General features: G+C 34.7%; 20 protein-coding genes and 2 pseudogenes. 6 read left to right on the top strand and 16 right to left on the bottom strand.

Annotated elements, in window-relative coordinates; all coding sequences use genetic code 11:
* Nucleotides 1–8 precede the first annotated feature (8 nt).
* Entirely contained in the window at nt 9–506 is a 498-nt protein-coding gene (locus JNUCC80_RS00575; protein WP_454152979.1) for a hypothetical protein, read from the bottom strand.
* Between the two features lie 192 nt (nt 507–698).
* Here JNUCC80_RS00575 and JNUCC80_RS00570 point away from each other — a divergent pair, with 192 nt between their 5' ends.
* From JNUCC80_RS00570 to JNUCC80_RS00560, 3 genes are all read left to right on the top strand, one after another.
* Nucleotides 699–2,072, top strand: a complete 1,374-nt coding sequence (locus tag JNUCC80_RS00570) for a cryptochrome/photolyase family protein (RefSeq protein WP_454152978.1) — start codon at nt 699–701, stop codon at nt 2,070–2,072.
* Between the two features lie 105 nt (nt 2,073–2,177).
* On the top strand, nt 2,178–2,588 hold the full coding sequence (locus JNUCC80_RS00565; RefSeq protein WP_454143545.1) for a MarR family winged helix-turn-helix transcriptional regulator: 411 nt from the start codon (nt 2,178–2,180) through the stop codon (nt 2,586–2,588).
* Nucleotides 2,589–2,655: 67 nt separating this feature from the next.
* Nucleotides 2,656–3,975, top strand: coding sequence for a DHA2 family efflux MFS transporter permease subunit (locus tag JNUCC80_RS00560; protein WP_454153319.1), 1,320 nt, complete (start codon nt 2,656–2,658; stop codon nt 3,973–3,975).
* Here the strand turns inward: JNUCC80_RS00560 and JNUCC80_RS00555 are convergent.
* From JNUCC80_RS00555 to JNUCC80_RS00540, 4 genes are all read right to left on the bottom strand, one after another.
* The gene (locus JNUCC80_RS00555) at nt 3,972–4,394 is read right to left on the bottom strand and encodes a hypothetical protein (RefSeq protein WP_454143547.1); all 423 of its coding nucleotides are present in this window, start codon (nt 4,392–4,394) and stop codon (nt 3,972–3,974) included. The two genes, JNUCC80_RS00560 and JNUCC80_RS00555, sit on opposite strands and share 4 nt — an antisense overlap.
* Nucleotides 4,395–4,482: 88 nt before the next feature.
* Entirely contained in the window at nt 4,483–5,781 is a 1,299-nt protein-coding gene (locus JNUCC80_RS00550) for an APC family permease (protein ID WP_454152977.1), read from the bottom strand.
* Nucleotides 5,782–6,012: 231 nt separating this feature from the next.
* Nucleotides 6,013–7,311 (bottom strand): APC family permease, encoded by a 1,299-nt coding sequence (locus JNUCC80_RS00545; RefSeq protein ID WP_454152976.1) that lies wholly within the window; start codon nt 7,309–7,311, stop codon nt 6,013–6,015.
* Nucleotides 7,312–7,558: 247 nt separating this feature from the next.
* Nucleotides 7,559–8,836, bottom strand: a complete 1,278-nt coding sequence (locus JNUCC80_RS00540; protein ID WP_454152975.1) for an APC family permease — start codon at nt 8,834–8,836, stop codon at nt 7,559–7,561.
* Between the two features lie 156 nt (nt 8,837–8,992).
* Between JNUCC80_RS00540 and JNUCC80_RS00535 the strand changes: the two genes are divergently transcribed.
* Both JNUCC80_RS00535 and JNUCC80_RS00530 read left to right on the top strand, forming a co-directional pair.
* On the top strand, nt 8,993–9,469 hold the full coding sequence (locus JNUCC80_RS00535) for a DUF3290 family protein (RefSeq protein WP_454152974.1): 477 nt from the start codon (nt 8,993–8,995) through the stop codon (nt 9,467–9,469).
* A 19-nt stretch (nt 9,470–9,488) separates the two neighbouring features.
* A complete protein-coding gene (locus JNUCC80_RS00530) occupies nt 9,489–10,193 on the top strand; it encodes a DUF421 domain-containing protein (protein ID WP_454152973.1) in 705 nt (234 codons plus the stop codon).
* A 34-nt stretch (nt 10,194–10,227) separates the two neighbouring features.
* Here JNUCC80_RS00530 and JNUCC80_RS00525 read toward each other — a convergent pair whose 3' ends face one another.
* Nucleotides 10,228–11,088 carry a hypothetical protein gene (locus tag JNUCC80_RS00525; RefSeq protein ID WP_454152972.1) on the bottom strand — a complete coding sequence of 287 codons (861 nt, stop codon included), beginning with the start codon at nt 11,086–11,088 and terminating at the stop codon, nt 10,228–10,230.
* Nucleotides 11,089–11,238: 150 nt separating this feature from the next.
* Between JNUCC80_RS00525 and JNUCC80_RS00520 the strand changes: the two genes are divergently transcribed.
* Nucleotides 11,239–11,997, top strand: a complete 759-nt coding sequence (locus JNUCC80_RS00520) for a nitroreductase family protein (RefSeq protein ID WP_454152971.1) — start codon at nt 11,239–11,241, stop codon at nt 11,995–11,997.
* 28 nt (nt 11,998–12,025) lie between these two features.
* On the opposite strand, the gene JNUCC80_RS00515 is transcribed toward JNUCC80_RS00520, so the two are convergent.
* The 10 genes and pseudogenes from JNUCC80_RS00515 to JNUCC80_RS00470 form a co-directional block, all read right to left on the bottom strand.
* Nucleotides 12,026–13,765 carry an ABC transporter permease/substrate binding protein gene (locus JNUCC80_RS00515; protein WP_454152970.1) on the bottom strand — a complete coding sequence of 580 codons (1,740 nt, stop codon included), beginning with the start codon at nt 13,763–13,765 and terminating at the stop codon, nt 12,026–12,028.
* A 143-nt stretch (nt 13,766–13,908) separates the two neighbouring features.
* The gene (locus JNUCC80_RS00510; RefSeq protein ID WP_454152969.1) at nt 13,909–14,790 is read right to left on the bottom strand and encodes a glycine betaine ABC transporter substrate-binding protein; all 882 of its coding nucleotides are present in this window, start codon (nt 14,788–14,790) and stop codon (nt 13,909–13,911) included.
* A gap of 85 nt (nt 14,791–14,875) precedes the next feature.
* Nucleotides 14,876–15,736, bottom strand: a pseudogene (locus tag JNUCC80_RS00505) (glycine betaine ABC transporter substrate-binding protein); the annotation flags it as partial.
* A 119-nt stretch (nt 15,737–15,855) separates the two neighbouring features.
* The gene (locus JNUCC80_RS00500) at nt 15,856–16,728 is read right to left on the bottom strand and encodes a glycine betaine ABC transporter substrate-binding protein (protein ID WP_454143565.1); all 873 of its coding nucleotides are present in this window, start codon (nt 16,726–16,728) and stop codon (nt 15,856–15,858) included.
* Between the two features lie 83 nt (nt 16,729–16,811).
* A complete protein-coding gene (locus JNUCC80_RS00495) occupies nt 16,812–17,684 on the bottom strand; it encodes a glycine betaine ABC transporter substrate-binding protein (protein WP_454152968.1) in 873 nt (290 codons plus the stop codon).
* Nucleotides 17,685–17,938: 254 nt separating this feature from the next.
* Nucleotides 17,939–18,862 (bottom strand): annotated as a pseudogene (locus JNUCC80_RS00490) (ABC transporter permease); the annotation flags it as partial.
* Entirely contained in the window at nt 18,862–20,094 is a 1,233-nt protein-coding gene (locus JNUCC80_RS00485) for a quaternary amine ABC transporter ATP-binding protein (RefSeq protein ID WP_454143569.1), read from the bottom strand. The gene JNUCC80_RS00485 and the pseudogene JNUCC80_RS00490, both read right to left, overlap by 1 nt.
* A 361-nt stretch (nt 20,095–20,455) precedes the next feature.
* Complete coding sequence (locus JNUCC80_RS00480; RefSeq protein ID WP_454153317.1) at nt 20,456–22,204, bottom strand: ABC transporter permease/substrate binding protein; 1,749 nt, start codon at nt 22,202–22,204, stop codon at nt 20,456–20,458.
* Nucleotides 22,205–22,215: 11 nt separating this feature from the next.
* The gene (locus JNUCC80_RS00475; protein ID WP_454152967.1) at nt 22,216–23,448 is read right to left on the bottom strand and encodes a quaternary amine ABC transporter ATP-binding protein; all 1,233 of its coding nucleotides are present in this window, start codon (nt 23,446–23,448) and stop codon (nt 22,216–22,218) included.
* Nucleotides 23,449–23,539: 91 nt separating this feature from the next.
* Nucleotides 23,540–24,169, bottom strand: a complete 630-nt coding sequence (locus tag JNUCC80_RS00470; RefSeq protein ID WP_339968651.1) for a GntR family transcriptional regulator — start codon at nt 24,167–24,169, stop codon at nt 23,540–23,542.
* Nucleotides 24,170–24,369 lie beyond the last annotated feature (200 nt).

Here is a 24,369-nt window from a genome sequence, read left to right as displayed (position 1 = left end):
TATTTTTTTTACCAAATTTTCCACCAAGGTTTTGATTTTTTATCTGATGATGTAGCTTCTTTAACTTCTGAAACCTTATCTTTTAATGAATCAATTTTGTCGTCTTTTTGAGCTAGTTCTGATTCTTTTTCTTCTAAAGCTTTTTGAGTTTTTTCAAGTTCAGTTTTTGCTTTTTCAAGTTCTGATTCAAGTTCTGTAACCTTTACTGAATCTTCTGCTGCTTCATCTTTTGATGCAACATCTTGAGATTCTTCAACAACTTTTTCCTCTTTGTTTTCAGTTGTTTCAGATTTAGATTTAGCTTTTGGCTTAGCTTTCGTTTTTGCTTTTGTTGAGTCAGAATTTTCAAAGTGTGCTGTAATTGATTCAACACCTTCATCTGAAATCACAAATTTGTTACCTACTTTTTCAACATATTGTTGTCTACTTTCGTCTTTAAGTAGCTTGTTGATTGTCGTTTTTGAAACGCCAAGTTCTTCTGAAAGTTCGCGAACTGTCTTTGACATGAAAACCCCTCCGTCGTGTATTTATCACCTACAATCGTACCATTTATATTCTGATTTGTGTAACAAAATTTTTCAAAAAATCGTTTTTTTGTGATGAATTAACTCGAATTTTTCAATTTTAAATAGCTAATTTGAAAAAAATAATTTCAATAATGCTAAAATGAAACTAATTACTATTATGGAGGTATTTTTATGATAATTGTTTGGTTTAAAAACGATTTAAGGCTCAACGATAATACTGCTTTAATTGAAGCAATGAAAACAAATGAACCCCTAATGTGCGTATTTCAGATTAACAATCCACAACTGCTTAAAGGTAGTAAAAGTCAAGACTACTTCTTTCAATCAGTTAAGGCATTCAATGATAACTTAACAAAAATTAATCAGCCTTTGCATTTTATTTATGGTGATACCGAAGATAGTTTTGATAAACTACTTACACAATTTCCTGATGCAAAGGCAATTTACACTAACATTTCTGAGCGTGGCTATGGACTTAAACGCGACCATCTTATTCGAAAAGTTGCACAAAATCATAGCATCGACTTCCACGGGTTTATGGATCACCATCTTATCGGTGCTTACGAATTGCTCAAAAAAGATCAAACACCTTTTAAAGTGTTTACACCTTACTATAATCAATGGAAAAAATTAACTAAACCTGCTTTTCAAAAAGTTGATTTGGATAAATTTAAAACCCTAACCCAACAAAACCAAGATGATGATTTATTCAAGGAAGGCAAAGAAAAGTTTCAAAACCTAATTGAAAACGCCCATCAGTTCGATCCTATCGACTTAAAGAAAGTGCGTCAGTCATATGATGACTTCATCGATAATCGTTTAGAAGATTATCCAAAAGATCGTGACTTTCCTTCTTTAAATGGGACAAGTGACTTATCAAAAGATTTAACAACCGGATTAATTTCAATTCGTGAAGTTTACTGGCGATTAATTCAGCATGCTCCTGAAAGTGATGCCAAGCAGGCTTTTATTCGCCAACTTTGCTGGCGAGATTTTTACAACATGGTTTATGCTTACAACCCTGATGCAAACAACCTTGAAATCAAAACTGAGTATCGCAAAGTTAACTGGCGCTATAATGAAGAAGACTTCGACAAGTGGGTTAATGGCGAAACAGGATACCCGTTAGTAGACGCTGCTATGAAACATTTCAAAGAAACTGGCGAACTTCACAATCGTCTAAGAATGGTAGTTGCTTCTTTCCTAACTAAGGATTTATTAATTGACTGGCGTTGGGGTGAAAAATACTTCAGTGAACAATTGATAGATTATGATTCAGCTTCTAATATTGGTGGGTGGCAATGGGCTTCTTCAACTGGTACCGATGCTGCACCTTACTTTAGAATTTTCAATCCGACAACACAAAGCGAACGCTTTGATTCACAAGGTCAATTTATTCGCCAACATTTACCTAATCTTGCTAGTCTATCGAACAAAGATATCCACAAACCTACTGACGCTCAACGTCAAGAATTGAATTATCCACAAGAAATTGTTGATCATAAATTTGCTCGTCAACGTGCACTTGGTGCTTTTAAAAGCTAACTATTAAACCGTTCATTTTTTGAACGGTTTTTTTATTGACATTATATAGGCAATTCATTACAATGTATTTTTGTTAGCTAACTAACTAAAAACAGGAGGCCCTAAATGAAAAAAAATATGAGTCGATTACTAAAAATCGCTTCAAATAACCTAACGAGAAGTTTCAATACCTTTGCTGCTCAGTATGAACTAACCAGTACGCAAATGTCGATTTTAGATTTTATCAGTCTTGCCAATGGTCCTGCTTTACAAAAAGATATTGAACACGAATTTGTTATTAAACGTTCAACTGCAACGAATTTGTTAAAACTAATGGAAAAAAAAGACTTAATCTACCGTGTTGAAAATCCCGAAGATAGTCGCCAAAAGTTTATTTACCTAACTGACAAATCAAAAGAAGTCATGGACTCAATCAAAAATTACATGAAACTTGAACAAGAAGAACTATACAGTACCTTTACAAAAGAACAGTTAGACACATTTGAATCAGTTCTAAATTACTACATCAACAAATAAAGGAGGAATTTTTTTGGCCACTAAAATTAATCCCAAAACACTCATTGCTATTATTGCAACTGGAATCATGTCTTTTTGTGGCGTTGTTGTCGAAACAGCCATGAATATTGCCTTTCCTGCATTGATGAGTGAATTTCAAATTGGAACAGCAACAGTTCAATGGATGACTACATCATATCTATTAACATTATCAATTATCATCCCTTTATCTGCCACATTAAAAAAACGGTTCACCAATAAAGCCCTGTTTAGTTCGGCAATCTTTGCATTTATTATCGGACTAGTAGTTGATGCTATGGCACCAAACTTTACACTTTTAATACTGGGAAGAATCATTCAAGGTATTGGAACAGGAATTGCATTACCGCTGATGTTCAATATCATTTTAGAACAAGTTCCAAGAGAAAAAATCGGGATTATGATGGGAGTGGGCTCACTAATCACTGCTGTTGCCCCTGCTGTCGGCCCTACTTTCGGTGGTCTGGTTATCACTGGTTTAGGATGGCGTTACATTTTCGTTCTATTAATTCCCGTTTTAATCGTGACATTTTTGATTGGTTTTGTCTCAATCAAACAGATTTCTCAAACTACTCATGTTTCTTTTGACTATTTGAGCCTTGGTTTCATTATTTTAACTTTTGTTGGATTAATCATTGGTCTAAGTAATATGGGAACACACTCTTTTTTTAGCTTATCAGTTATTGGTTTCATAGCAATTGGTATACTTGGTTTGTTAGCCTTAATCATTCGTTCAAATAAAATCAATAACCCGCTCATCAACTTTAGTATTTTGAAAAACAAAAAATTTAGTTTACATCTATTCTCATTCTTTGTTTTACAATTTCTAACACTATCGTTTTCTTTCATCTTACCCAATTATATCCAACTCGTGAACACTAGCAACGCTACTATTGCCGGACTGTTATTATTACCTGCTGCTTTAATGGGTGCGATATTATCACCTTTTAGTGGTTTAATACTAGACAAATTTGGCCCACAAAAACCAATTTTATTGGGATCTGCATTAATTTTAATTGGTACTTTGCTATTTTTAGTATTTAGCTCAAGTCTATCAAATCTATTAATCACTGTTTTCTATATTGTTTATATGATTGGGCTAGGTTTTTCTTTTGGTAATATTATGACTAACAGTCTAAAACAACTGCCAAAAGAACAAAACGCTGATGGAAACGCACTTCTAAATACATTGCAACAATTTGCTGGTGCAATGGGGACTGCAGTTATTTCAACTATTATTGCACAAACTCAGCAAGTGACTCACTCATATGTTAATGGTGCACATAATGCCATTATTCTGCTAGTTATATTAAGTATTTTAGAACTCTTTTTAATCTCAATGGCATTAAAAAAGAAGAAGCCTTATTAGGCTTCTTCTTTTTTAAGATATTTGTATTCTTTGAATGAAAGAACAACACCCACGATACGAATAATCCAACCAATAAACATAACGAATCCACCAGGAATTAAGGATACCATGTATTCAGATAGTTTTTGTTCATCGACAGCTTGCGCATTTTCACTTATCTGTTTTAGTAGCTCTTGATCAACATGAACTGTTTGAAATAACAGGTATGACAAAATTGTAAACATTGCCCCAAACAACAAAACAATTGCCCCACGTTTTCTAACAGCTTCTTTAGGAGCCTTAGCTATAATATAAACAGTTCCCAAAATCAAAATAGCTGTTGGTACAAAAAAGATAATGGATGCTGGAATGACTAGCGAGACAATTCCAACTATGAACAGCCATAAATAAATCGATTTAAACTTTGATAAACTTTCCAAAAATAATTCCTCCATAAATATAAGTTACTTTCACTATAACATTGTACAAAAAAAGAGTGTCCTATAAAGGCACACTCTTTAAGTTATCTTAAGACTTTTGTCGTGATTTTTGTGTTACAAAGTACATTACTGCTGAAAAGATAATAGCAGCTCCTGCACTCATTAATTGAACTGCAGAGGTTTGCGTTAATAATATCAAAATTAAAATCGTTGCAAATCCAGCAATGTACAAACTTCCTTTGATATTAACAGGACGTTCAATATCCTTTTTAGTGAAATGGAATACCATCACAGATAATGTTGTTGGTAAGAAAATTACCAGTGAAATCACAGAAGTTAGTTGTGATAGAATTTCAAAACCACCAGATAAAGATAACAGCATAGATAATACATAAGTTACAATAATTGCTACCGCTGGTACATTTTTAGCATTTTTCTTAGCTAAGACTTTAGGAAGCATACCATTTTGCGCCATAGCGCCAACAGGTCTAGGTGCCCATAAAGCAACAGCCATTGCAGCTCCTGCCATTGAAACAACACTACCAACAGCCACGATTCCTGATCCAACTGGTCCTAGAATTCGACCAAAGGCAGCTTGAACCGGCACTGTATTTTGTGCAAGTTCTGTTCCTAAAATACCAATAGATACCGCTTGCAATAAGATGTAAAATGCTGAAACTAGTGCAATAATTGTCACTAAAGCACGTGGTAAATTACGTGTTGGATTCTTCATATCCGCAGCAATCAATGGTAATGATTCAAAACCACCGAATGCAAAGTAAATAAGTAAAACAGCTTGTGAAAAACTATCAAAACTAATCCCTTGAGGCGGTACAACTGGTGAATAATTGCCTTGTTTGATGAAGAAAACACCAATAACAATGAATAAAACTAATGGTAACAACTTAGCGATAGTCATAATATTGTTAATGTACTTCGCTAATGTTACACCTGACAAGTTAATAATGGCTAAAACTGCAAATATAGCAACAGTTAACACTTTTTGTGTGAATTCACCACTTAGAAATGATAATGAACCGCCCAAAATTTTAACTAATCCACTAATGATAGTGGCCAAAATTGTAATTTGTAACATACAATTTAATAATCCGACAATGTACCCTATAAAATCACCAAAAGCTTCTTTAGCGTACAAGTATGGGCCACCATCTTCTTTGAATAATGACGCATTTTGGGCAATAGACAATGCTACTGTTAGAACAAGTACAGCAGCTAATAAAAAGGTCAATAGACTTGCTGTCCCCACTTTGGCATAAGCAGAATTTGGAATAAGATAAATTCCTGATCCGATAATTCCGTTAATTCCAATTAATACAATACTCCAAAAACCTAATTTATTCTTTTCTTTTTGTTCACTTTTTCCCATTATAAAACACTCCTATCGAAAATTAATTGACTGTTTGCTTAGTTATTTTGATAGTAGCGCCAATAATAATGAGTAAGTTCCATTCCTATTTTATTTTGTAAACTGTCTTGCAATTGAGTTTTCATAACTACTGGCTCCTTTTAATATATTTTTTGCTTGATTAACGGCTTAGGAGCGCCAATACATCAAACAAAAAGGAACCGACATCAGGTGTCCTGTTTCCATTGTGTTTTATCCTTTCTGTGTATTATTTTTTCTAGCATATATAAAGTAAAATGGAATCGCCAAAATTAAAACGATAAATACTCCAATAAATTGATCTAGCGAAGCTTGTGTCAATAAGACAATACTGATTAAAGCGGCTAGGATTGCAATTGTTTTTCCACCTTTAACTTTAAAGGTTCTCTCTTCTTTTTTAGTATATCTAAACACAACAAGTGCTAATGTTGTTGGAATAAATAACAAGAACGTAATGACTGAACTTACTTGTGAAAGATAAACAAAACTACCACTAATTGAAATCAACATTGAAATGACTAAAGTCGCAATAATTCCAATGTAAGGCATTTGTCGTTTGTTTTCTTTAGATAAGAATGCAGGTAACATTTTGTTTTTTGAAAGTGCGATTGCTGGACGTGGTGTCCAAAATGCAGTTGCAACACTTGCACCAGCACTAGCAATAATCGTTCCAGCAGCAACTAAAATACCGCCAACAGGTCCGAGAATCCTTTGAAAGGCGTCTTGTACTGGAACCACACTAGTTGCTAAATCTGGTCCTAAAATTCCAATTGAAACGACTTGTAGTGCGATATAGATAACTGAAATCAAAGATATTGTCACAATTAATGCTCTAGGTAGATTTTTTCTAGGATTTTCCATTTCACCCGCTACTAATGGTAGCGCTTCAAATCCACCAAAAGCGTAGAAAATTAAGAAGACGGTTTGAGCAAAGTTAGCAGGTTCAAACGACTGTGGTAAGGCAAGAGGCTGAAAATTTTGACCTTTCAAGAAGAAAATTCCGATACACAAGAATAAGAACAATGGAATTAATTTTGAAAAAGTCATCAAGTTATTAACATATTTTGTTAATTTTAACCCTCTAACATTTAAGACAATCAAGATTAAAAATGTGACCATAATGGACACCGTTTTAACCCATCCATCAGCGAATGCTGGTGATATTCCTGCAAGTGTTGTAATGAAACCATTAACAACAGTCGCCAACACAAATATTTGTGCTAGCCAATTTAAGATTCCAACTTCATAACTTACAAAGTTTCCAAATGCTTCTTTGGTATAGAGATAAGGTCCACCATCTTCTTTGAAAAGTGAGGCATTTTCACCTATAACTAAAGCAATTAGTAAAACTAAAACTGAGGCAAATACAAAGGCTAGTAAACTAGCTGTCCCCATTGATTTGTAGGCGTTGTTTGGTAGCAGGAATATTCCTGATCCCATTACACCGTTAATTCCGAGTAATACAATACTCCAAAAGCCAAGCTTATTTTTATTTTGATCTGATTTCTTCATAATGATAATCTCCTATTAATTTTTAGTCATACAATGATTGGTTAGCTAAAATTAACAAGATGTCGATGATCATAGAGAAATTCTTGTACTTGGTGATAAGTCATACATCTGCTCCTACTATTTAAAATCTGCGTTTTAAATGTTGGAATGATGTACTAAGCAAAACGGTATTGTCATGAGTAATTTTAAGTTGGTTTCTTTAATTAACAATCTCAACGTCCTTTCTAAAATGATAACTAAATAAAAGTTAGTTTCTTCTATAATATATGAAATAAAACGGAATTGCGACCACAAATGTTAAAATAAGTGAAATCCATTGAATAAAAGTGGTCTGTGTTAATAAAATAACACTAAAAATAATAACTAAAACCGGTATCGTTAGGCCACCTTTAATGGTGAAAGCACCTTTTCGTTCTTTATGTTTAAATCGAAAAACAATTAATGCTAATGTTGTCGGAATAAAAATAACAAAAGTAATGACTGAACTGATTTGTGATAAGAACACAAAGCTACCGCTTAACGATACAAAAAGTGCAATAATCATTGAAACAATAATTCCGTATTGCGGCATTTCAAATTTATTTTTCTTTGAAAGAAATTGTGGTAGCATTTTGTTTTCTGACATCGCAACACCTGGTCTAGACATCCAAAACGCACCTGCCACACATGCACCAGCACTTGCAACGATTGTTCCAGCTGCAACAATTGCACCACCAAATGGACCTGCAATTTTAGTGAAGGCATCTTGAACCGGCACAACACTATTAGATAGATCACTACCTAAGATACCAATTGAAACAATTTGTAACAAGACATAAATCAATGAAACCATCAAAATCGTTGTTACAATCGCACGTGGTAAATTCTTACGTGGATTTTTCATTTCCCCAGCAACTAGTGGTAAAGATTCAAACCCACCAAAAGCATAGAAAATCAAAAAGATAGTTTGTGAAAAGTTATTGGGTTCAAGTACTCCTTCTGCAATCAATGGTTGATAATGTGCGCCATTTAAGAAGAAAATACCGACAGCTAAAAATAGCACTAAGGGCACTAATTTTGAAATTGTCAAAATGTTATTCACATTTCGATTAAGCTTTAGTCCTCTAATATTTAAAAATGTTAAAAGTAGAAAAACAATCGCGATCGTTATATTTTTTACGATTGGTTCATGAAAAACGGGAGAAACGCCAGATAAGGTCGTCACAAATCCATTAACAACCGTCGCAAATCCTACGATTTGTGCAATCCAGTTAACTACCCCAATTTCATATCCTACAAAATCGCCAAAGGCTTCTTTTGTGTAAAGGTAAGGGCCCCCATCATCATTAAATAATGAAGCATTTTCAGCAATAACCAATGCGATAAATAACGCTAAAATCATCGCACACAAAAAAGCTAAAATACTTGCTGTTCCCATGGATTTATAAGCATTGTTAGGTAATAAAAATATTCCTGACCCGATAATGCCATTAATACCTAATAGAACAATACTCCAAAATCCTAATTTATTTGATTCTTTATCCAAAATGAATCGCTCCTATTTTTTACTGCTATTTTAAAATAGAAAAATTTTTTAAATAGCGTTATGATAAATATGGTAATGATTAAAATACAATTTTAATTACCCACAACCAAATAGTGTAATTTAAATTTAGCTACAGGTAAAGGAGTATTGAACATAATGTTTTACTTTTTAACAGATTTTTGGTCATATAGCTTTTTTGAGGGAAATCAAAGTGACTTGAGCTTAATCATTCGCTTCGCTCTCATTATTATTGTTCTTGGATTTTTGGCATGGACGGCTTTTGATTATTTTAGAAATAAAGATTCCATGCGCAACCGTGATATCTTGGTTGTATTAGTTATTTTTTCTGCGTTATTAGTACTTAATCAGTATTCAAGTTTCCAACAAGCACATAATTCATTTAATAACTCAACACAAGTTAAAACCTTTCTTGACGCGGTTAAAGTCAATCAAAATACGGATACCGATAAAATATTTGTTAATCAAACCTCCCTTTCTAGCGGTATGATTTTGAATATTGGGGGTAGCAAGGGCCGTTTTTATAAAGTGCAGTTCAACAATGACAACGCTGTCAGTTCATATGATTTAACCGAAACTAACTTAATTAATACAAAAGATATTACTTTTAAATAGATAACTAGGAGGAAAAATAATGGTAAACTATGTTGATATTGGGCTCAAATTAACATTAGCCTTCGCAACAGTAATTCTTCAAATCAATGTCTTTGGTAAGGGAAACTTAGCACCTAGTAATGCCGTTGATCAATTACAAAACTATGTTCTAGGGGGAGTTATTGGGGGAATGCTCTACAGTAAAGACGTCACACTTCTTCAATTCTTTATCGTCTTACTAGTTTGGTCATTCATTGTATCATTCGTTAAATTATTGACTAACCATAGTCGCTTTTTCAAACGCGTAATTGATGGTTCACCCGTAACCGTTATCAAAAATGGTCAAATTAATGTTGAAGTGCTAAACAGTATTGGCCTGTCCGCTCACGACCTCTCTTTCAAGCTCCGTTCCACAGGTGCTTTTGATATTCGAAAAGTTAAGCGTGGTGTCGTTGAACAAAATGGTCAGTTAACTGTTACCCAAGTAGGTGATGAATCGATTAAATATCCAATTATTATGGATGGTCAAATTGATGAAGATGCACTTGATGTCATCAACCGTGACGAAGATTGGTTAATGAGACAACTTAAACTTAGAGGATATGAGCTTAATCAAATTTATATGGCTAATTATCTATCTCACAAAATTGTTATCTTCCCTTACTCAGGTATTGGTGATGAAGATGATGAAAAAAGTGAACACGATGAAAAAAAAGCTGACGAAGAAAGCAAATCCGATAAATAAAAAAGCTTTTCGATTAAAATCGAAAAAGCTTTTTTTATTTTGTTAGCGTTGATTTAAAAATGGTTAATGGAATAGTTGAAACAACAAACATCACAACACCCACTAAAACAACATTAAATGATAGGTATGATGTGTACTGAATAACTGTCGCAGCAAATTCCCCTATAATACTTGAAAAGTCAAACAACGAAGAAACAATAGCTAATACCATAAACAAAATTGTTAAAATTAGACCTAAACTTGATAATACTGATAGCCCTTCCTTAATAGCAAATTTCCAAGTCATTTTCGATTTTCTCATTCTATTTAGGATAACAACCAACAGAATTAAAGCAATTAGTAAAATCCCAATCGCAATTATCCAAAACAGCGTTACGGCATTTGATAAAGTTGTTAAGCCATCTAAATCAAACGTGCCTAAAACTGCATACTGTGAAGTCTGATCGTTTTCTTGCAATGCTGATTTAATCCGCTTTGCTTTAGTTGCACTACTATCATCGATAACGTTAATCAATGTTGTTTTTATTTCAGACGAGATTTCTAAACTATTATTTCTAAAATTATGAATACCCGCTGTATAATCAATCATATTGTTCATAACAGCTCTTGATTGTTCCTCATTCAATAACTTAGCCGACAATTGATTTTGATCAGTTGAAACCGCATTCGATAGTTTAACAAATTGACGGTTAATATAGTTAGACATATGTGTTGAGTCGTTTAAGTTTGCCTTCATAAAGCTTGGATTTAGGTAAGTAGACATTAATAAAATTGATAGTATAATCACCAAAATATCACTAACTAAAAAACCTGTTAAGCTCTTTGGTTGAGTCTTGACTGTCTTCTTAGCTGTTGACGTTGACCGCTTAGACCTCTTCAATTCCTTTGTAGCCATTAATTATGCACCTCAGCCCTTTTATTTAAATACTATTTCTAAATTATAACATATTCTATAAAATCTCATTAAATTTACAGCAGACCTGTTTACAAGTACTTACAGCTGAACTAGAATTATAGGCACTAAATTTTAGCAAGAGGTGTTATTATGTCAGACTTAAGTCATCATATTTTGAATCTAATCAAAAATCGAACTAGTATCCGCAAATTTAAATCTATTCCCCTTTCAGAGAAACATAAAAATCAAATTACTGAAGCGAGTTTTAGTGCTCCAACAACTCAGTTTCGACAAGCTGGCTCAATTATCGAAATTACAGATCCAAAGTTGAAAAAAGCCTTAGCTCAAATTTCTGGACAGTCTTATGTTGCTGAAAATGGTTTACTATTAGTTTTTATAGCAGATGAATACCGTAACATTTCAATTGCCCAAAAAGAAAAGCAAGAACACTTTATGTACCAAAAACCAATTTCACTGATTAATGCCATTGTCGACACATCATTGATGGCTCAAAACGCCAATCTAGCTGCTGAAAGTTTAGAAATTGGTTCGGTGTATTTAGGTAGTATCTTAAACGATGCTCAAAAAGTTATCGATTTACTTCACCTACCAAAGTATACCTTCCCACTTTTTGCGATGGCTTTTGGTTATCCCGATGACAACCCTGATATTAAGCCAAAACTTAATCACTCAACTCGTTTATTTCAAGATAAATATGACCAAAGTCACACTGAATCTTCAGAATTTAACACCTACAATCAATTGGTCAGTGATTACTACACTAATCGCGATTCACACAATAGAGATGACTCTTTTATGACACAAATTGCGCAAGGTGGTCACTTAATACAAGGAAAAAGATTAGACATTGCCAAAATACTTAATGATCAAGGTTTTGACTGGCAATAAAAAAAGACGACAATGTCGTCTTTTTTTATTATTTGAATGCTTGCACACGAGATTGATGACTCGATAACCACCACTGTGCAACCTCTTGTGGATTTTCACCATTTCTAATTTTCAACATTACTTCACTGATATCTTGCTCATCCCATTTGAAGTTTTTTAGCAATTGATAAGCTTCTGGATAATCATCTTTCAATCCTTGTCGTGCGATCGTATTGATTTTTTCAGACTCACCCATTACCTTTTTAGGATCTTGTAAAATTTTAAGATGATATTTAGCAAATATCCAATGAGGTGACCAGCCTGTCACAACAACATCTTGGTGATTTTTGATAGCTTGGCCTAATACAACTGCCATTGCACCAGAAGAAGAAGTGCTGACTTGCCAGCCTTTTAAGTTAGCGTATTGTTTTGTCGCATTTTGTGCATAATCGACAATTGACTCAGAAGGTTCAATTCCTGTAATCGTTTTATTGGCTTCATCTTTCAAATCTTCAATAGAATTGGCCTTCATATAATCAGGTACAACTAAACCAACTTGAGCTTTATCATAATTAGCACCTAGTAAATCTAACTGATCTTTGTACTCGGCATACTCGTTCTTATGAGTCGTTGGTAACCAAGCACACAACATTGCATCTGCTTGTTTAGTGGCAACTGACTTCCACATGATTGCATCATCTAATGGCATAATATCAACGTCGTAACCTGCCTCACGTAACAATTCACCTGCCACGTTAGTTGTTGCCACAGCATCATCCCACTCAACGTAAACCAACTTAATATGACCTTTAGAGTGACTAGCTGAAGCAGTTGTTGCTTGAACAACACCGCCAGACACTGTTAACAGCATTAAAGCAACTGCTGCAATAATATGAACTTTATGTTGATGTTTTCGGCTTTTAGCATCAACTAGTTTTCGGTGAGCAATATAGCGATTGATATTATGCGCAAATCGGTCAATAATAATCGCCATAATCACAAGTGCTAGCCCATTTACAAAACCATGCCCCACTTGAGCACGTTGAACAGCAGATAGCACACCTCGACCAAGTCCAGGAGCGCCAATCATGGATGCAATCACAACCATTGATAAAGACATCATGATGGTTTGATTAGCCCCTTCTAGAATCGTATTACGTGCGTAAGGTAAATCTAGTTTGAATAATCGCTGCGTATCAGTTGACCCAAATGAAGCAGATGTTTCTACCAAAGACTTAGGGACTTGATGAATACCCAAGTTTGTCATTCTAACAACAGGTGGCAAAGCAAAAATTACTGATGAAACAACACCAGGCATAACACCGATTCCAAAAAAAGCAACAGCCGGAATTAAATAAACAAACCCTGGCATTGTTTGCATAAAGTCAAGGAATGGTGTGATTATTTTTGACGCAGTTTGACTTTTAGCATCTAATATTCCCAAAGGAACCCCAATAATTAGTGCAATTAAACTTGAAACCATCACTAATGTTAATGTACTCATTAAATCGTTCCACAAGTGTTGGTTGTAGATAAATAACAGTCCTAGAAAACTAAAAATTGTCAGCCCTAGTTTCTTACCTGAAATGTAATAAGCCGTTACAACAATTAATAGCATTAACACAAATGGATTAATCCAAATTAAAAAGTCGCTAATCCAGTCGATACCCCCTTGTCCAATTGTTTGAATAACATTAAACAATTGTGCGAATGTTTGTGTAAACCAATGCACAAACGCATCAATCCATTCAGCTATCGGCAGCCGGGGGACATCTATGTTAGCAGTCATTTTCTATTTTTCCTCCTAGTAATTTCAAAACATAATCAATTTATGCCTTCATTGTAACAATAATTTCAAAAATATCACGTATTAATTGAAATTTATCCAAAATAAAAAACATCACTTATTTTTAGTGATGTTTTTTAGCGCTTTTATTTAGATTCTTTCCACTTGTTAACTTCTTCTTGGTGGTTAGCAATCCAGTCTTGAGCTGCTTTTTCTGGTTTTTCACCATTACTAATTGCAAGCATTACCCCATTGATATCTTCACTGCCCCACTTGAAGTTCTTCAATAAATTATAAACTTCTGGTTTATCTTCTTTTAGACCTAAACGTGCTACTGAATTAATTGTTTCAGTTGCCCCCATTGTTCCTTTTGGATCTTCTAAGAACTTAAGATCATATTTTGAAAACATCCAGTGTGGTTGCCAACCAGTAACCACGATTTCTTCTTTGTTTTTGTATGCCTTATCTAACGCAGCAGTCATAGCACCTGAAGATGAAGGAACTAGTTGCCATGATTTTAGATTATCATATTCTTTAAGTGTTTTTTCAGCTAAACTCATTGTTCCTGAACCAGCGTCAATACCCGTTACAGTCTTTTTAGCTTCATTTGATAAATCAGCAATTGAATTCACATTCATATATTTAGGCACTACCAATCCAAGTTTAGCACCTTCAAAGTTAGACCCTAGTAATTCTAATTGGTCTTTATACTTGTTGTATTGTGCTTCATGAGTGACAGGTAACCAAGCAGCTACCATACCGTCAGCTTGCTTGTTTGCGATTGATTGCCACATAAATGACATATCTAAAGGTGTCAATTCAACATTATATCCCATATCTTTTAAGACTTGTCCAACCACATTAGTTGAAGCAACTTCACTATCCCATTCAACGTAAGTTAGCTTAACGCTCTTAGCGTTGTTTGAGTTTGATGTATTATCAGTTTGTTTGTTGCTTGAACAAGCGGTCGCTATCACTGCTAGAAATACCACGAAAGCTGTTAATAAAACTTTTTTTAAATGTTTCATACAAATTCCTCCTGGTATTTTTGAATTAAAGTTGGCTAAAAAAAAATACTAGTTATTAACTAGTATTCTTTTAATCAAGACTTAATTAAGCTTTTTTCCATGAGTTAACTTGGTCTTGGTGGTTAGCAATCCAATCTTGCGCAGCTTTTTCTGGTTTTTCACCATTACTAATTGCAAGCATTACGCTGTTGATGTCTTCGCTAGTCCATTTGAAGTTTTTAAGTACGTTGTAAACTTCAGGTTTGTCTTCTTTAAGACCTTGGCGAGCGATTGAGTTAATTGTTTCTGCTGAACCCATTGTACCTTTTGGATCTTCTAAGAACTTAAGATCGTATTTAGCGAACATCCAGTGTGGAGCCCAACCTGTTACGACGATATCTTCTTTGTTCTTGTATGCTTTATCTAAGGCTGTTGCCATAGCACCTGAAGATGAAGGTAGTACTTGCCATGATTTCAAGTTATCGTATTCTTTAACTGTTTTTTCAGCAGCTGCCACAACACCAGCACCGGCATCGATACCTGTAATTGTTTTCTTAGCTTGATCTGAAAGGTCTGAAATTGAGTTTACGTTTTCCATGTATTTAGGAACAACTAAACCAAGTTTAGCACCTTGTAGGTTTTCACCTAATAATTCAACTTTATCTTTGTATTTACTGTATTGTTCTGCATGAGTACTTGGTAACCATGCTGATACCATACCATCAGCTTGCTTGTTAGCAACTGATTGCCACATAACAGCGTTATCCATAGGTACAGCGTCAACAGTGTATCCCATACCTTTTAAGACTTCACTTAAAACGTTTGTAGAAGCTACTTCACTGTCCCAGTTTACGTAGGCTAATTTAACTGATTTTGATGAGTCTGAATTCTTGCTGCTGTTGTTTGATGAACATGCAGTAACGGCTACTGCAGCAACGGCTACAAAAGCTGTTAATAAAATCTTTTTCATTAATTTCATTAAAATTTCCTCCTTGATATTTTTCGAAAATCAACACCTCTATTTTAGCAACTTTTGAATTTTTTTCAAAGAAAAGTTGAATTTTTTAAGAATCATTTCATCTTTTATCAAGATTGTTTCCAGCTTGCTACCTTATCAGGATTCTTTTCAATCCACTCTCTAGCAGCTTTTTTAGGATCGACATTGTCACTTAGCTTAACCATGATTTCGTTAATATCTGGTAAATCCCATTTGAAGTTTTTAAGAACTTTAAAGGCTTCTGGTTTATCGTCTTGTAATCCTTTTCGTGCAATGGTTGTAATTGTTTCTGGTGCACTAATTGTGCCTTGTGGATCATCTAAAACTTTCACATCGTATTTATTAAACATCCAGTGAGGCATCCAACCTGTGATAATAATTTCTTCTTTGTTTTTGATAGCTTTATCTAAGGAAGAAAACATGGCACCTGAAGATGAGGGCATTAATTTAAATCCTTTTAAGTTAGGATATCTTCTCAAGGTTTTTTCAGCGTTAGCTGTAATTCCAGCTCCTGGTTCCATCCCAGTAATTGTTTTATGCGCTTCATCTTTTAAATCAGCTATTGAATTAACTGACATATATGAAGGCACGATAAATCCTGCTTTGGCTCCATCTACTAAACTTTCACCTATAATATCCACATTGTTTTTGTAGCGCTTATATTCCGGACCATTGGTTGTGGGCAACCATGCCGTTACCATAGCATCAGCGCTGCCATCAGCGACTGACTTCCACATAAAAATGTTGTCTAGAGGTACCATTTCAACTTGGTACCCCATATCTTGCAAAACTTCACCTACTACGAATGTTGATGCAATTGCATCATCCCATTCCTTGTAAGCTAGCGTAATCTTATTCGAAGACTTCGCAGCTTGAGTTTCTTTTTTAGGGGAGCATGCTGTAAAGCTCAACCCAACAAACAATAGTGACAACATGATGCTAATTTTCCTAGCAAATTTCATTATAAATATTTTTCCTCCAACTTATCTCGGCAATAAAAAATGCGCTATCCGGTTGATAGCGCATGTTCATTATTATACTACAATTATGAATTTTTCCAACTGTTAACTTTATCTTGATTTTTAGAAATCCAGTCTTTGGCAGCTTGATCTGCTTTTTTACCACTACTCATCTCAAGCATCACGTCACCAATATCACTCATATCCCATTTAAAGTTTTTAAGTATTTTGTAAACTTCTGGGTTATCTTCTTTAAGTCCTTGTCGAGCTACAGTATTAATTGTCTCTGGTGAACTAATTAATTTTTCTGGATCTTCCAAGAATTTAAGATCATATTTTGTAAACATCCAGTGTGGTTCCCAACCAGTAATAACAATTTCATCTTGGTTTTTATAAGCCTTGTCTAAAGTAGCTGTCATTGCCCCTGTAGAAGATGGCATTAACTTCCAATCTTTCAAGTTAGAATATTGTTTTAACGCGTTTTCTGCACTTGTCATAATTCCTGCACCAGGTTCAATCCCTGTGATTGTTTTATTAGCCTGATTAACTAAATCAGAAACGGAATTTACATTTGTCATATATGAGGGAACTACAAGACCTGATTGAGCTCCCGATAAACTAGGACCAACCAAATCAATTTGATTTTTATATTTTTCATATTGCTGACCATGTGTTAGAGGTAGCCATGCAGATACCATTGCATCTGATTGTTTATTCGCAACAGATTGCCATACAATAGCGTTATCTAGGGGTGTCAGTTGAACATTGTAGCCCATTTCTTTCAGAACTTCAGCAACAACGTTAGTGGATGAAACCGAGTCATCCCACTCCATATAAGCTAATTTAACGGTTTTTGAATTATCGCCTGATGATTTACTATCACCTGATGAACAAGCTGCCAGTGGCATAATAATAACTGTCATCAGCACAGCTAACATCACTTTTTTCAATTTACTCATAATTACTTTTATCCTCCAAATTTAGTAGATTCATACCTATAATAGATGCAAAAAAATACGCTCCCTAAAGAAACCAGAGAGCGCATTTTTATTTATTATCAAAATGTTGATTCAAAGAGTTGATAAGAAGAACTAATTTATGCTCTCAAATAAAGTAGTAAATTTAATTCTTTTTCTCTTCTCAATAAATTAACACATCGTAATGATGATTATCCCATCACAGCTTGAACAATTGCACTAACAACGATTACTACAACTGATCCAATTAAAACGCTACGACGAACTTTCATTTGTTTTAGTTTTGCATCTTTGTCAATAGCTTTTGATTCTGCTGACATTAGACGGTTAATATTTTGTGTGTAACGGTCAATAATAATAGCTAAGATAACTAGTGAGATACCGTTAACGAAACCTGTACCAACTTGTGCTCTTTGAACAGCAGATAAAACACCACGTCCAAGACCAGGAGCACCGATCATTGATGACATAACAACCATTGAAAGTGATAACATGATTGTTTGGTTAATACCAGCCATAATTGTGTTTTTAGCAAGTGGTAAGTCAAGTTTGAATAAACGTTGGCTACCTGTTGAACCAAATGATTCAGCAGCTTCAACAAGTTCTTCAGGAACTTGGCGAATACCTAAGTTTGTCATTCTAACTGTTGGTGGTAACGCGAAAATAACTGATGAGAATACACCAGGAACAACACCGATACCGAAGAAAGCAACAGCAGGAATCAAGTAAACGAAACCTGGCATTGTCTGCATGAAGTCAAGAATTGGTGTGATAACGGCTTGTGCACGATCACTTTTTGATGACCAAATACCAAGAGGCACACCAATAACAACAGAAACTAAACTTGAGATAAGTACCAATGTAAATGTACTCATTAAGTCTGACCATAGGTCTTGGTTCAATACGAATAATAATCCGATTAAACTAAATGCGGCTAAACCGAACTTACGTCCTGAAATAAAGAACGCACCGATTACAACGATGGCAATCATTACAAATGGATTAATCCATGTTAAGTAGTTAGTCATCCAGTCCATTAAGCCTTGGCCTATAGTTTGGATAAAATTAAAGAACGGAGCTAGTGTATTGGTTAACCAGTTTGTAATTGCTTCAACCCAGTCAGCAACTGGAAGTTGTTGAATTAACATATTAGGTAACATTATTTATCCCCCTTTTCAGGTTGAACATCTACAATATCATTAGTATCGATACTTTCAGCATCTTCATCTGCTAATGCTTCAATAACGCTACCACGAATAACAACACCTAAAACTTTTCCGTTTTCTGTTACAGCAACCGGTGTTTTAGCATCGTAAATGATATTGAAAATATCGTTAACAGTTGTGTCTTTTGCAATTGTAGGAATTGAAGTATCTAAGTATTCTACTAGATCTTTTCCTGTATTTTTAGCATCACGTGCAGCTTCCGCTGTAATAACACCTTGTAACTTACGGTCACGATCAACAGCAAGTAACATTGAAATTTTATCGTGTTTCATACGACGTAGTGCGATATTTGGACCTTCTGATTGAATATTCAATAATGAAGCAGGTTCCATAATATTTTGTGCTGTTAGCACACGAGAGTAGTCAACGTCTTGAACGAATGTCTTAACGTAATCGTTAGCAGGAGTTGTTAGAATTTCTTCCCCTGTACCGATTTGTTGGATTTGACCATCACGCATGATTGTAATTCTATCACCTAAACGAAGTGCTTCGTTTAAATCGTGAGTGATGAAAATAATTGTTTTTTGTAATTTTTGTTGTAGTTCTAGTAATTCGTCTTGCATTTCTTTACGAATCAATGGATCAAGCGCTGAGAACGCTTCGTCCATTAGAAGAACTTCTGGATCGTTAGCTAGCGCACGGGCTAAACCAACACGTTGTTGCATACCACCTGATAATTGACTAGGTAGTTGATCTTTAAAGTCGTATAAGTGTAAGTTCTTAAGTGCTTCTCCTGCACGTTTGTTACGTTCTTCTTTTTCAACGCCACGAATTTCTAATCCGTAAGCTGTGTTTTCTAGAATTGTACGGTTTGGGAAAAGACCAAAGTTTTGAAATACCATACTCATTTTTGTACGGCGAATTTCACGTAATTTATCTTTGTCTACTTTAGCGATATCATCACCATCAACCATAACTGAACCATCAGTTGGTTCAATTAAACGGTTAATCAAACGAATCAATGTTGATTTACCAGATCCTGAAAGACCCATAATAACGAAGATTTCGCCTTTTTCAACTTTGAAACTTGCATCGTAAACCCCTACAGTTGCACCGGTCTTACGCAAGATTTCATTTTTACTCTTTTTATCTTTAACCATTTCTAGAGCGGCTTTAGTTTTTCTACCAAAGACTTTTGTTAAATTTTTAACTTCTACTACTGGCATGGTTACCTCCATAAATTTTGTTAAGATGATTAACAGACTATAACATATAATCATAAAAAGGCACTTTTTGTCAAGATTACTACTAATATGTAAGTCTCATTTTCATCTTATATTAATTTAGAATTGCTATTAACTATTGCTAGTACCTCTTACAATAACTAACGAAAACGCTGTTGCAACGGGATACTAGTGAAAAAATAATATTTGAGAAATAAAATTTTTTAATAAATTATTTCTGATTTCTTGACATATATATAATAACATATTTAACACCAAAGTGACAAATATATCCGTTTTTTAAAGTAGAAAAATAGTCACTTTAGCTAATAAAAATCACCTACAACTCATGTAGGTGACTTTTTTATTTGCTGCTATTAATCCAGCCATCAACTTTATCTTTATTTTTTGAAATCCAGTCTTTGGCAGCATCCTGAGGTGACTTACCACCACGAATAGCAAGCATTACTTCATTAATATCTTTATCGTCCCATTTGAACTGTTTCAAGATATTGTAAGCTTCAGGCTTATCATCTTTTAGTCCTTGGCGAGCAAAGGTATTAATTGTTTCTGATTCACCAAATCCTTTTTTAGGATCTTGTAAGAATTTGACATCATATTCACCAAAAATCCAGTGAGGTGTCCAACCACTAATAATAATTTCTTTGTGGTTTTTAATAGCTTGTCCTAGTGAAACAGCCATTGCACCTGTAGATGATGATTCGATCTTCCAACCATTGTCTTTTAGGTTAGCATATTGATCAATTACTGATTTAGTTGCGGCAGTCGCACCTGAACCAGGCTCATTAGTTACAATTGTTTTGTTTGCTTGATCTTTAAGATCATCAATAGAGTTAACGTTCATATATGATGGCACAACTAATCCTAATTGCGCACCTTCATAGTTTGCACCCAATAAATCTAATTGATCTTTGAATTTTTCGTATTGTGCTTTATGAGTTAATGGTAACCAACCAGCAAGTAATGCATCGGCTTGCTTGTTAGCAACTGCTTGCCACATAACACTATTATCTAGTGGTGTTGCATCAACGTTATAACCAGCATCTCTCAAGATTTGTGCTGCTACGTTTGTGGTTGCCACAGCATCGTCCATTTCAAAGTAGGCTAGTGTGATATTACCTTTTGATGTTGTACCTGATTGACTAGCTACAACTGTTTGTGTAATAAATCCACCTACTAATACAACTAATGCAATAACAGTCCCAATTAGACGGTTACGTTTTTTCGTTTGACGAGCAGCTTCATCAGCAATATTTTCACTCATAATACGGTTAAGACCTTGTGTATAACGGTCAATAATAATCGCTAAAATAACGATAGATAGTCCGTTAACAAACCCACTACCCACTTGCGCTCTTTGAACAGATGATAAGATACCACGTCCAAGACCGGGTGCACCAATCATTGATGAAATAACAACCATTGAAAGTGACAACATCACTGTTTGGTTAACACCAGCCATAATCGTGTTTTTAGCAAGTGGCAAGTCAAGCTTGAATAAACGTTGGCTAGCTGTTGAACCAAATGATTCAGAAGCTTCAACTAATTCACCCGGAACTTGACGGATACCTAAGTTTGTCATTCTAACTGTTGGTGGTAGTGCGAAGATAACTGATGCAAATACACCAGGTACAACACCAATACCGAAGAAAGCAACAGCAGGAATCAAGTAAACGAAACCTGGCATTGTCTGCATGAAATCAAGAATTGGTGTAATAACAGCTTGTGCACCGTTACTTTTTGATGACCAAATACCAAGTGGTATCCCAATAATTACAGCTAGTAAACTTGAGACCAGAATCAAGGTAAATGTGCTCATCAAGTCGCTCCAAGCACCTTGGTTTTCAACGAACAGTAATCCGATTAAACTAAATGCGGCTAAACCGAACTTACGTCCTGAAATAAAGAACGCACCAATTACAACGATGGCAATCATCACGAAAGGATTAATCCATGTTAGGTAGTTAGTAATACCGTTCATTAAGCCTTGACCTACTGTTTGGATAAATCCAAACAAACCAGAAAGAGTGGTTGTTAGCCATTGCGTAATGGCTTCAACCCAATCAGCAACTGGCAGTTGAGGAACTGACATGTTGAATAACATTATTTATCCCCCTTTTCAGGTTGAACATCTACAATATCATTAGTATCGATACTTTCAGCATCTTCATCTGCTAATGCTTCAATAACACTACCGCGAATAACAACACCTAAAACTTTTCCGTTTTCTGTAACAGCAACCGGTGTTTTAGCATCGTAAATGATATTAAAGATATCGTTAACAGTCGTATCTTTTGCAATTGTAGGAATTGAAGTATCTAAGTATTCTACTAAATCTTTTCCTGAATTTTTGGAATCACGTGCAGCATCTGCTGTAATAACACCTTGTAATTTACGGTCACGATCAACAGCAAGTAGCATTGATACACGATCGTGCTTCATACGACGTAATGCAATATTTGGACCTTCTGCTTTAATATTTAATAATGAAGCAGGTTCCATAATATTTTGTGCTGTTAGCACACGAGAGTAGTCAACGTCTTGAACGAATGTCTTAACGTAATCGTTAGCAGGAGTTGTTAGAATTTCTTCCCCTGTACCAATTTGTTGGATTTGACCATCACGCATAATTGTAATTCTATCACCTAAACGAAGTGCTTCGTTTAAATCGTGAGTGATGAAAATAATTGTTTTGTGTAATTTTTGTTGTAGTTCTAGCAATTCATCTTGCATTTCTTTACGAATCAATGGATCAAGCGCTGAGAACGCTTCGTCCATTAGAAGAACTTCTGGATCATTTGCAAGTGCACGGGCAAGCCCAACACGTTGTTGCATACCACCTGATAGTTGACTAGGTAGTTGATCTTTAAAATCATATAAGTGTAAGTTTTTAAGTGCTTCCCCGGCACGTTTGTTACGTTCTTCTTTTTCAACGCCACGAATTTCTAATCCGTAAGCTGTGTTTTCTAAAATTGTACGATTTGGAAAAAGACCAAAGTTTTGGAAAACCATACTCATTTTTGTACGGCGAATTTCACGTAATTTATCTTTATCTACTTTAGCAATATCATCACCATCGACCATAACTGAACCGTCAGTTGGTTCAATCAAACGGTTGATTAAACGAATCAATGTTGACTTACCGGATCCTGAAAGACCCATGATAACAAAGATTTCACCTTTTTCGACTTTGAAACTTGCATCATAGACCCCTACAGTTGACCCTGTTTCGCGTAAAATTTCGTTTTTACTTTTCTTATCTTTAACCATTTCTAGTGCCGCTTTGGATTTTTTACCAAAGACTTTTGTTAAATTTTTAACTTCTACTACTGGCATGGTTACCTCCATATATTTTATGTCTTAATTTCTTAAGTGACCACACTATTAAAACACCTAGGGTCACTTTTGTCAAATGAACGCCCTCAGGTTACCTTGACATCAAGAGGTTCACAACTCTTTGGTAAGCGAATTCATCACCTACAAAGTAAATGACATCGCCAACTTCAATTTTTGCCAAGGGACCTGGTGAAACAATCATCTTATTTTTGTGCTTAACAGCAACAATTGTTGCACCTGTATTGTGCCAAAAGTTTAACTCGCTAATATTTTTAGAGTGATCTTCAAAATCTTCTGTTACTAATAATTCATAAGGAATCAATGTGTTATCTTCATTAAAACGTTTAGTTTGGTCAACTAGTTTATTCAATAACGTAATGAATTCTTTTGATTCCGACTGCTGTCTTTTAATACTGTGATTTAAATCTTGTTTAATTGTAGTTAAGCTTCGAACATCTTGATGTTGCTTAATAAATTCTTGTGCACGGGCTTTTGAAGAAACAAAAAAGCCGGACCCGTGTTTAACTTCTACTATTGAAAGATCAGCTAATATTGTGATCGCTTTTCTTGCGGTTTCAGGTGAAACTTGAAACTGCATTGCAATAGTTGAACGTGCTCTCAACTTTTCGCCTTCAACGTAGCGACCTTCAACTATTCGCTCGGCAATTCCAATTGCTATTTGTTGATATCTTGGCTGTACTGATTGTGTTGCATTCGCCATAAAAACAACTCCTACCATAATATAATGACATTATTTACATTACTCCTTAGAAATACTACCACAAGATTACCTAAAGTGACAACAGACTATTTTGATAGTTGTGACCATTTTTATATTAATTTGCAAAAATATCCACTCTAATACTTGATTTAAATAAAAAAATTTAGTAACATGTTTGAGGTTTTGAATATTTTTACTAT

Source organism: Holzapfeliella sp. JNUCC 80 (genome assembly GCF_053667655.1).
The sequence above is the reverse complement of the archived record's forward strand: the minus strand, read 5'-3'. Positions and strand labels throughout refer to the sequence as shown.

Excerpts from the sequence above, each read along its gene's own strand:
- JNUCC80_RS00520 (WP_454152971.1), top strand. The coding sequence starts at position 11,239 with ATGTCAGACTTAAGTCATCATATTTTGAATCTAATCAAAAATCGAACT.
- JNUCC80_RS00530 (WP_454152973.1), top strand. The coding sequence starts at position 9,489 with ATGGTAAACTATGTTGATATTGGGCTCAAATTAACATTAGCCTTCGCA.
- JNUCC80_RS00565 (WP_454143545.1), top strand. The coding sequence starts at position 2,178 with ATGAAAAAAAATATGAGTCGATTACTAAAAATCGCTTCAAATAACCTA.
- JNUCC80_RS00495 (WP_454152968.1), bottom strand. The coding sequence starts at position 17,684 with ATGAGTAAATTGAAAAAAGTGATGTTAGCTGTGCTGATGACAGTTATT.
- JNUCC80_RS00575 (WP_454152979.1), bottom strand. The coding sequence starts at position 506 with ATGTCAAAGACAGTTCGCGAACTTTCAGAAGAACTTGGCGTTTCAAAA.
- JNUCC80_RS00535 (WP_454152974.1), top strand. The coding sequence starts at position 8,993 with ATGTTTTACTTTTTAACAGATTTTTGGTCATATAGCTTTTTTGAGGGA.
- JNUCC80_RS00470 (WP_339968651.1), bottom strand. The coding sequence starts at position 24,169 with ATGGCGAATGCAACACAATCAGTACAGCCAAGATATCAACAAATAGCA.
- JNUCC80_RS00550 (WP_454152977.1), bottom strand. The coding sequence starts at position 5,781 with ATGGGAAAAAGTGAACAAAAAGAAAAGAATAAATTAGGTTTTTGGAGT.
- JNUCC80_RS00475 (WP_454152967.1), bottom strand. The coding sequence starts at position 23,448 with ATGCCAGTAGTAGAAGTTAAAAATTTAACAAAAGTCTTTGGTAAAAAA.
- JNUCC80_RS00515 (WP_454152970.1), bottom strand. The coding sequence starts at position 13,765 with ATGACTGCTAACATAGATGTCCCCCGGCTGCCGATAGCTGAATGGATT.
- JNUCC80_RS00480 (WP_454153317.1), bottom strand. The coding sequence starts at position 22,204 with ATGTCAGTTCCTCAACTGCCAGTTGCTGATTGGGTTGAAGCCATTACG.
- JNUCC80_RS00500 (WP_454143565.1), bottom strand. The coding sequence starts at position 16,728 with ATGAAATTTGCTAGGAAAATTAGCATCATGTTGTCACTATTGTTTGTT.
- JNUCC80_RS00560 (WP_454153319.1), top strand. The coding sequence starts at position 2,656 with ATGTCTTTTTGTGGCGTTGTTGTCGAAACAGCCATGAATATTGCCTTT.
- JNUCC80_RS00510 (WP_454152969.1), bottom strand. The coding sequence starts at position 14,790 with ATGAAACATTTAAAAAAAGTTTTATTAACAGCTTTCGTGGTATTTCTA.
- JNUCC80_RS00545 (WP_454152976.1), bottom strand. The coding sequence starts at position 7,311 with ATGAAGAAATCAGATCAAAATAAAAATAAGCTTGGCTTTTGGAGTATT.
- JNUCC80_RS00485 (WP_454143569.1), bottom strand. The coding sequence starts at position 20,094 with ATGCCAGTAGTAGAAGTTAAAAATTTAACAAAAGTCTTTGGTAGAAAA.
- JNUCC80_RS00570 (WP_454152978.1), top strand. The coding sequence starts at position 699 with ATGATAATTGTTTGGTTTAAAAACGATTTAAGGCTCAACGATAATACT.
- JNUCC80_RS00525 (WP_454152972.1), bottom strand. The coding sequence starts at position 11,088 with ATGGCTACAAAGGAATTGAAGAGGTCTAAGCGGTCAACGTCAACAGCT.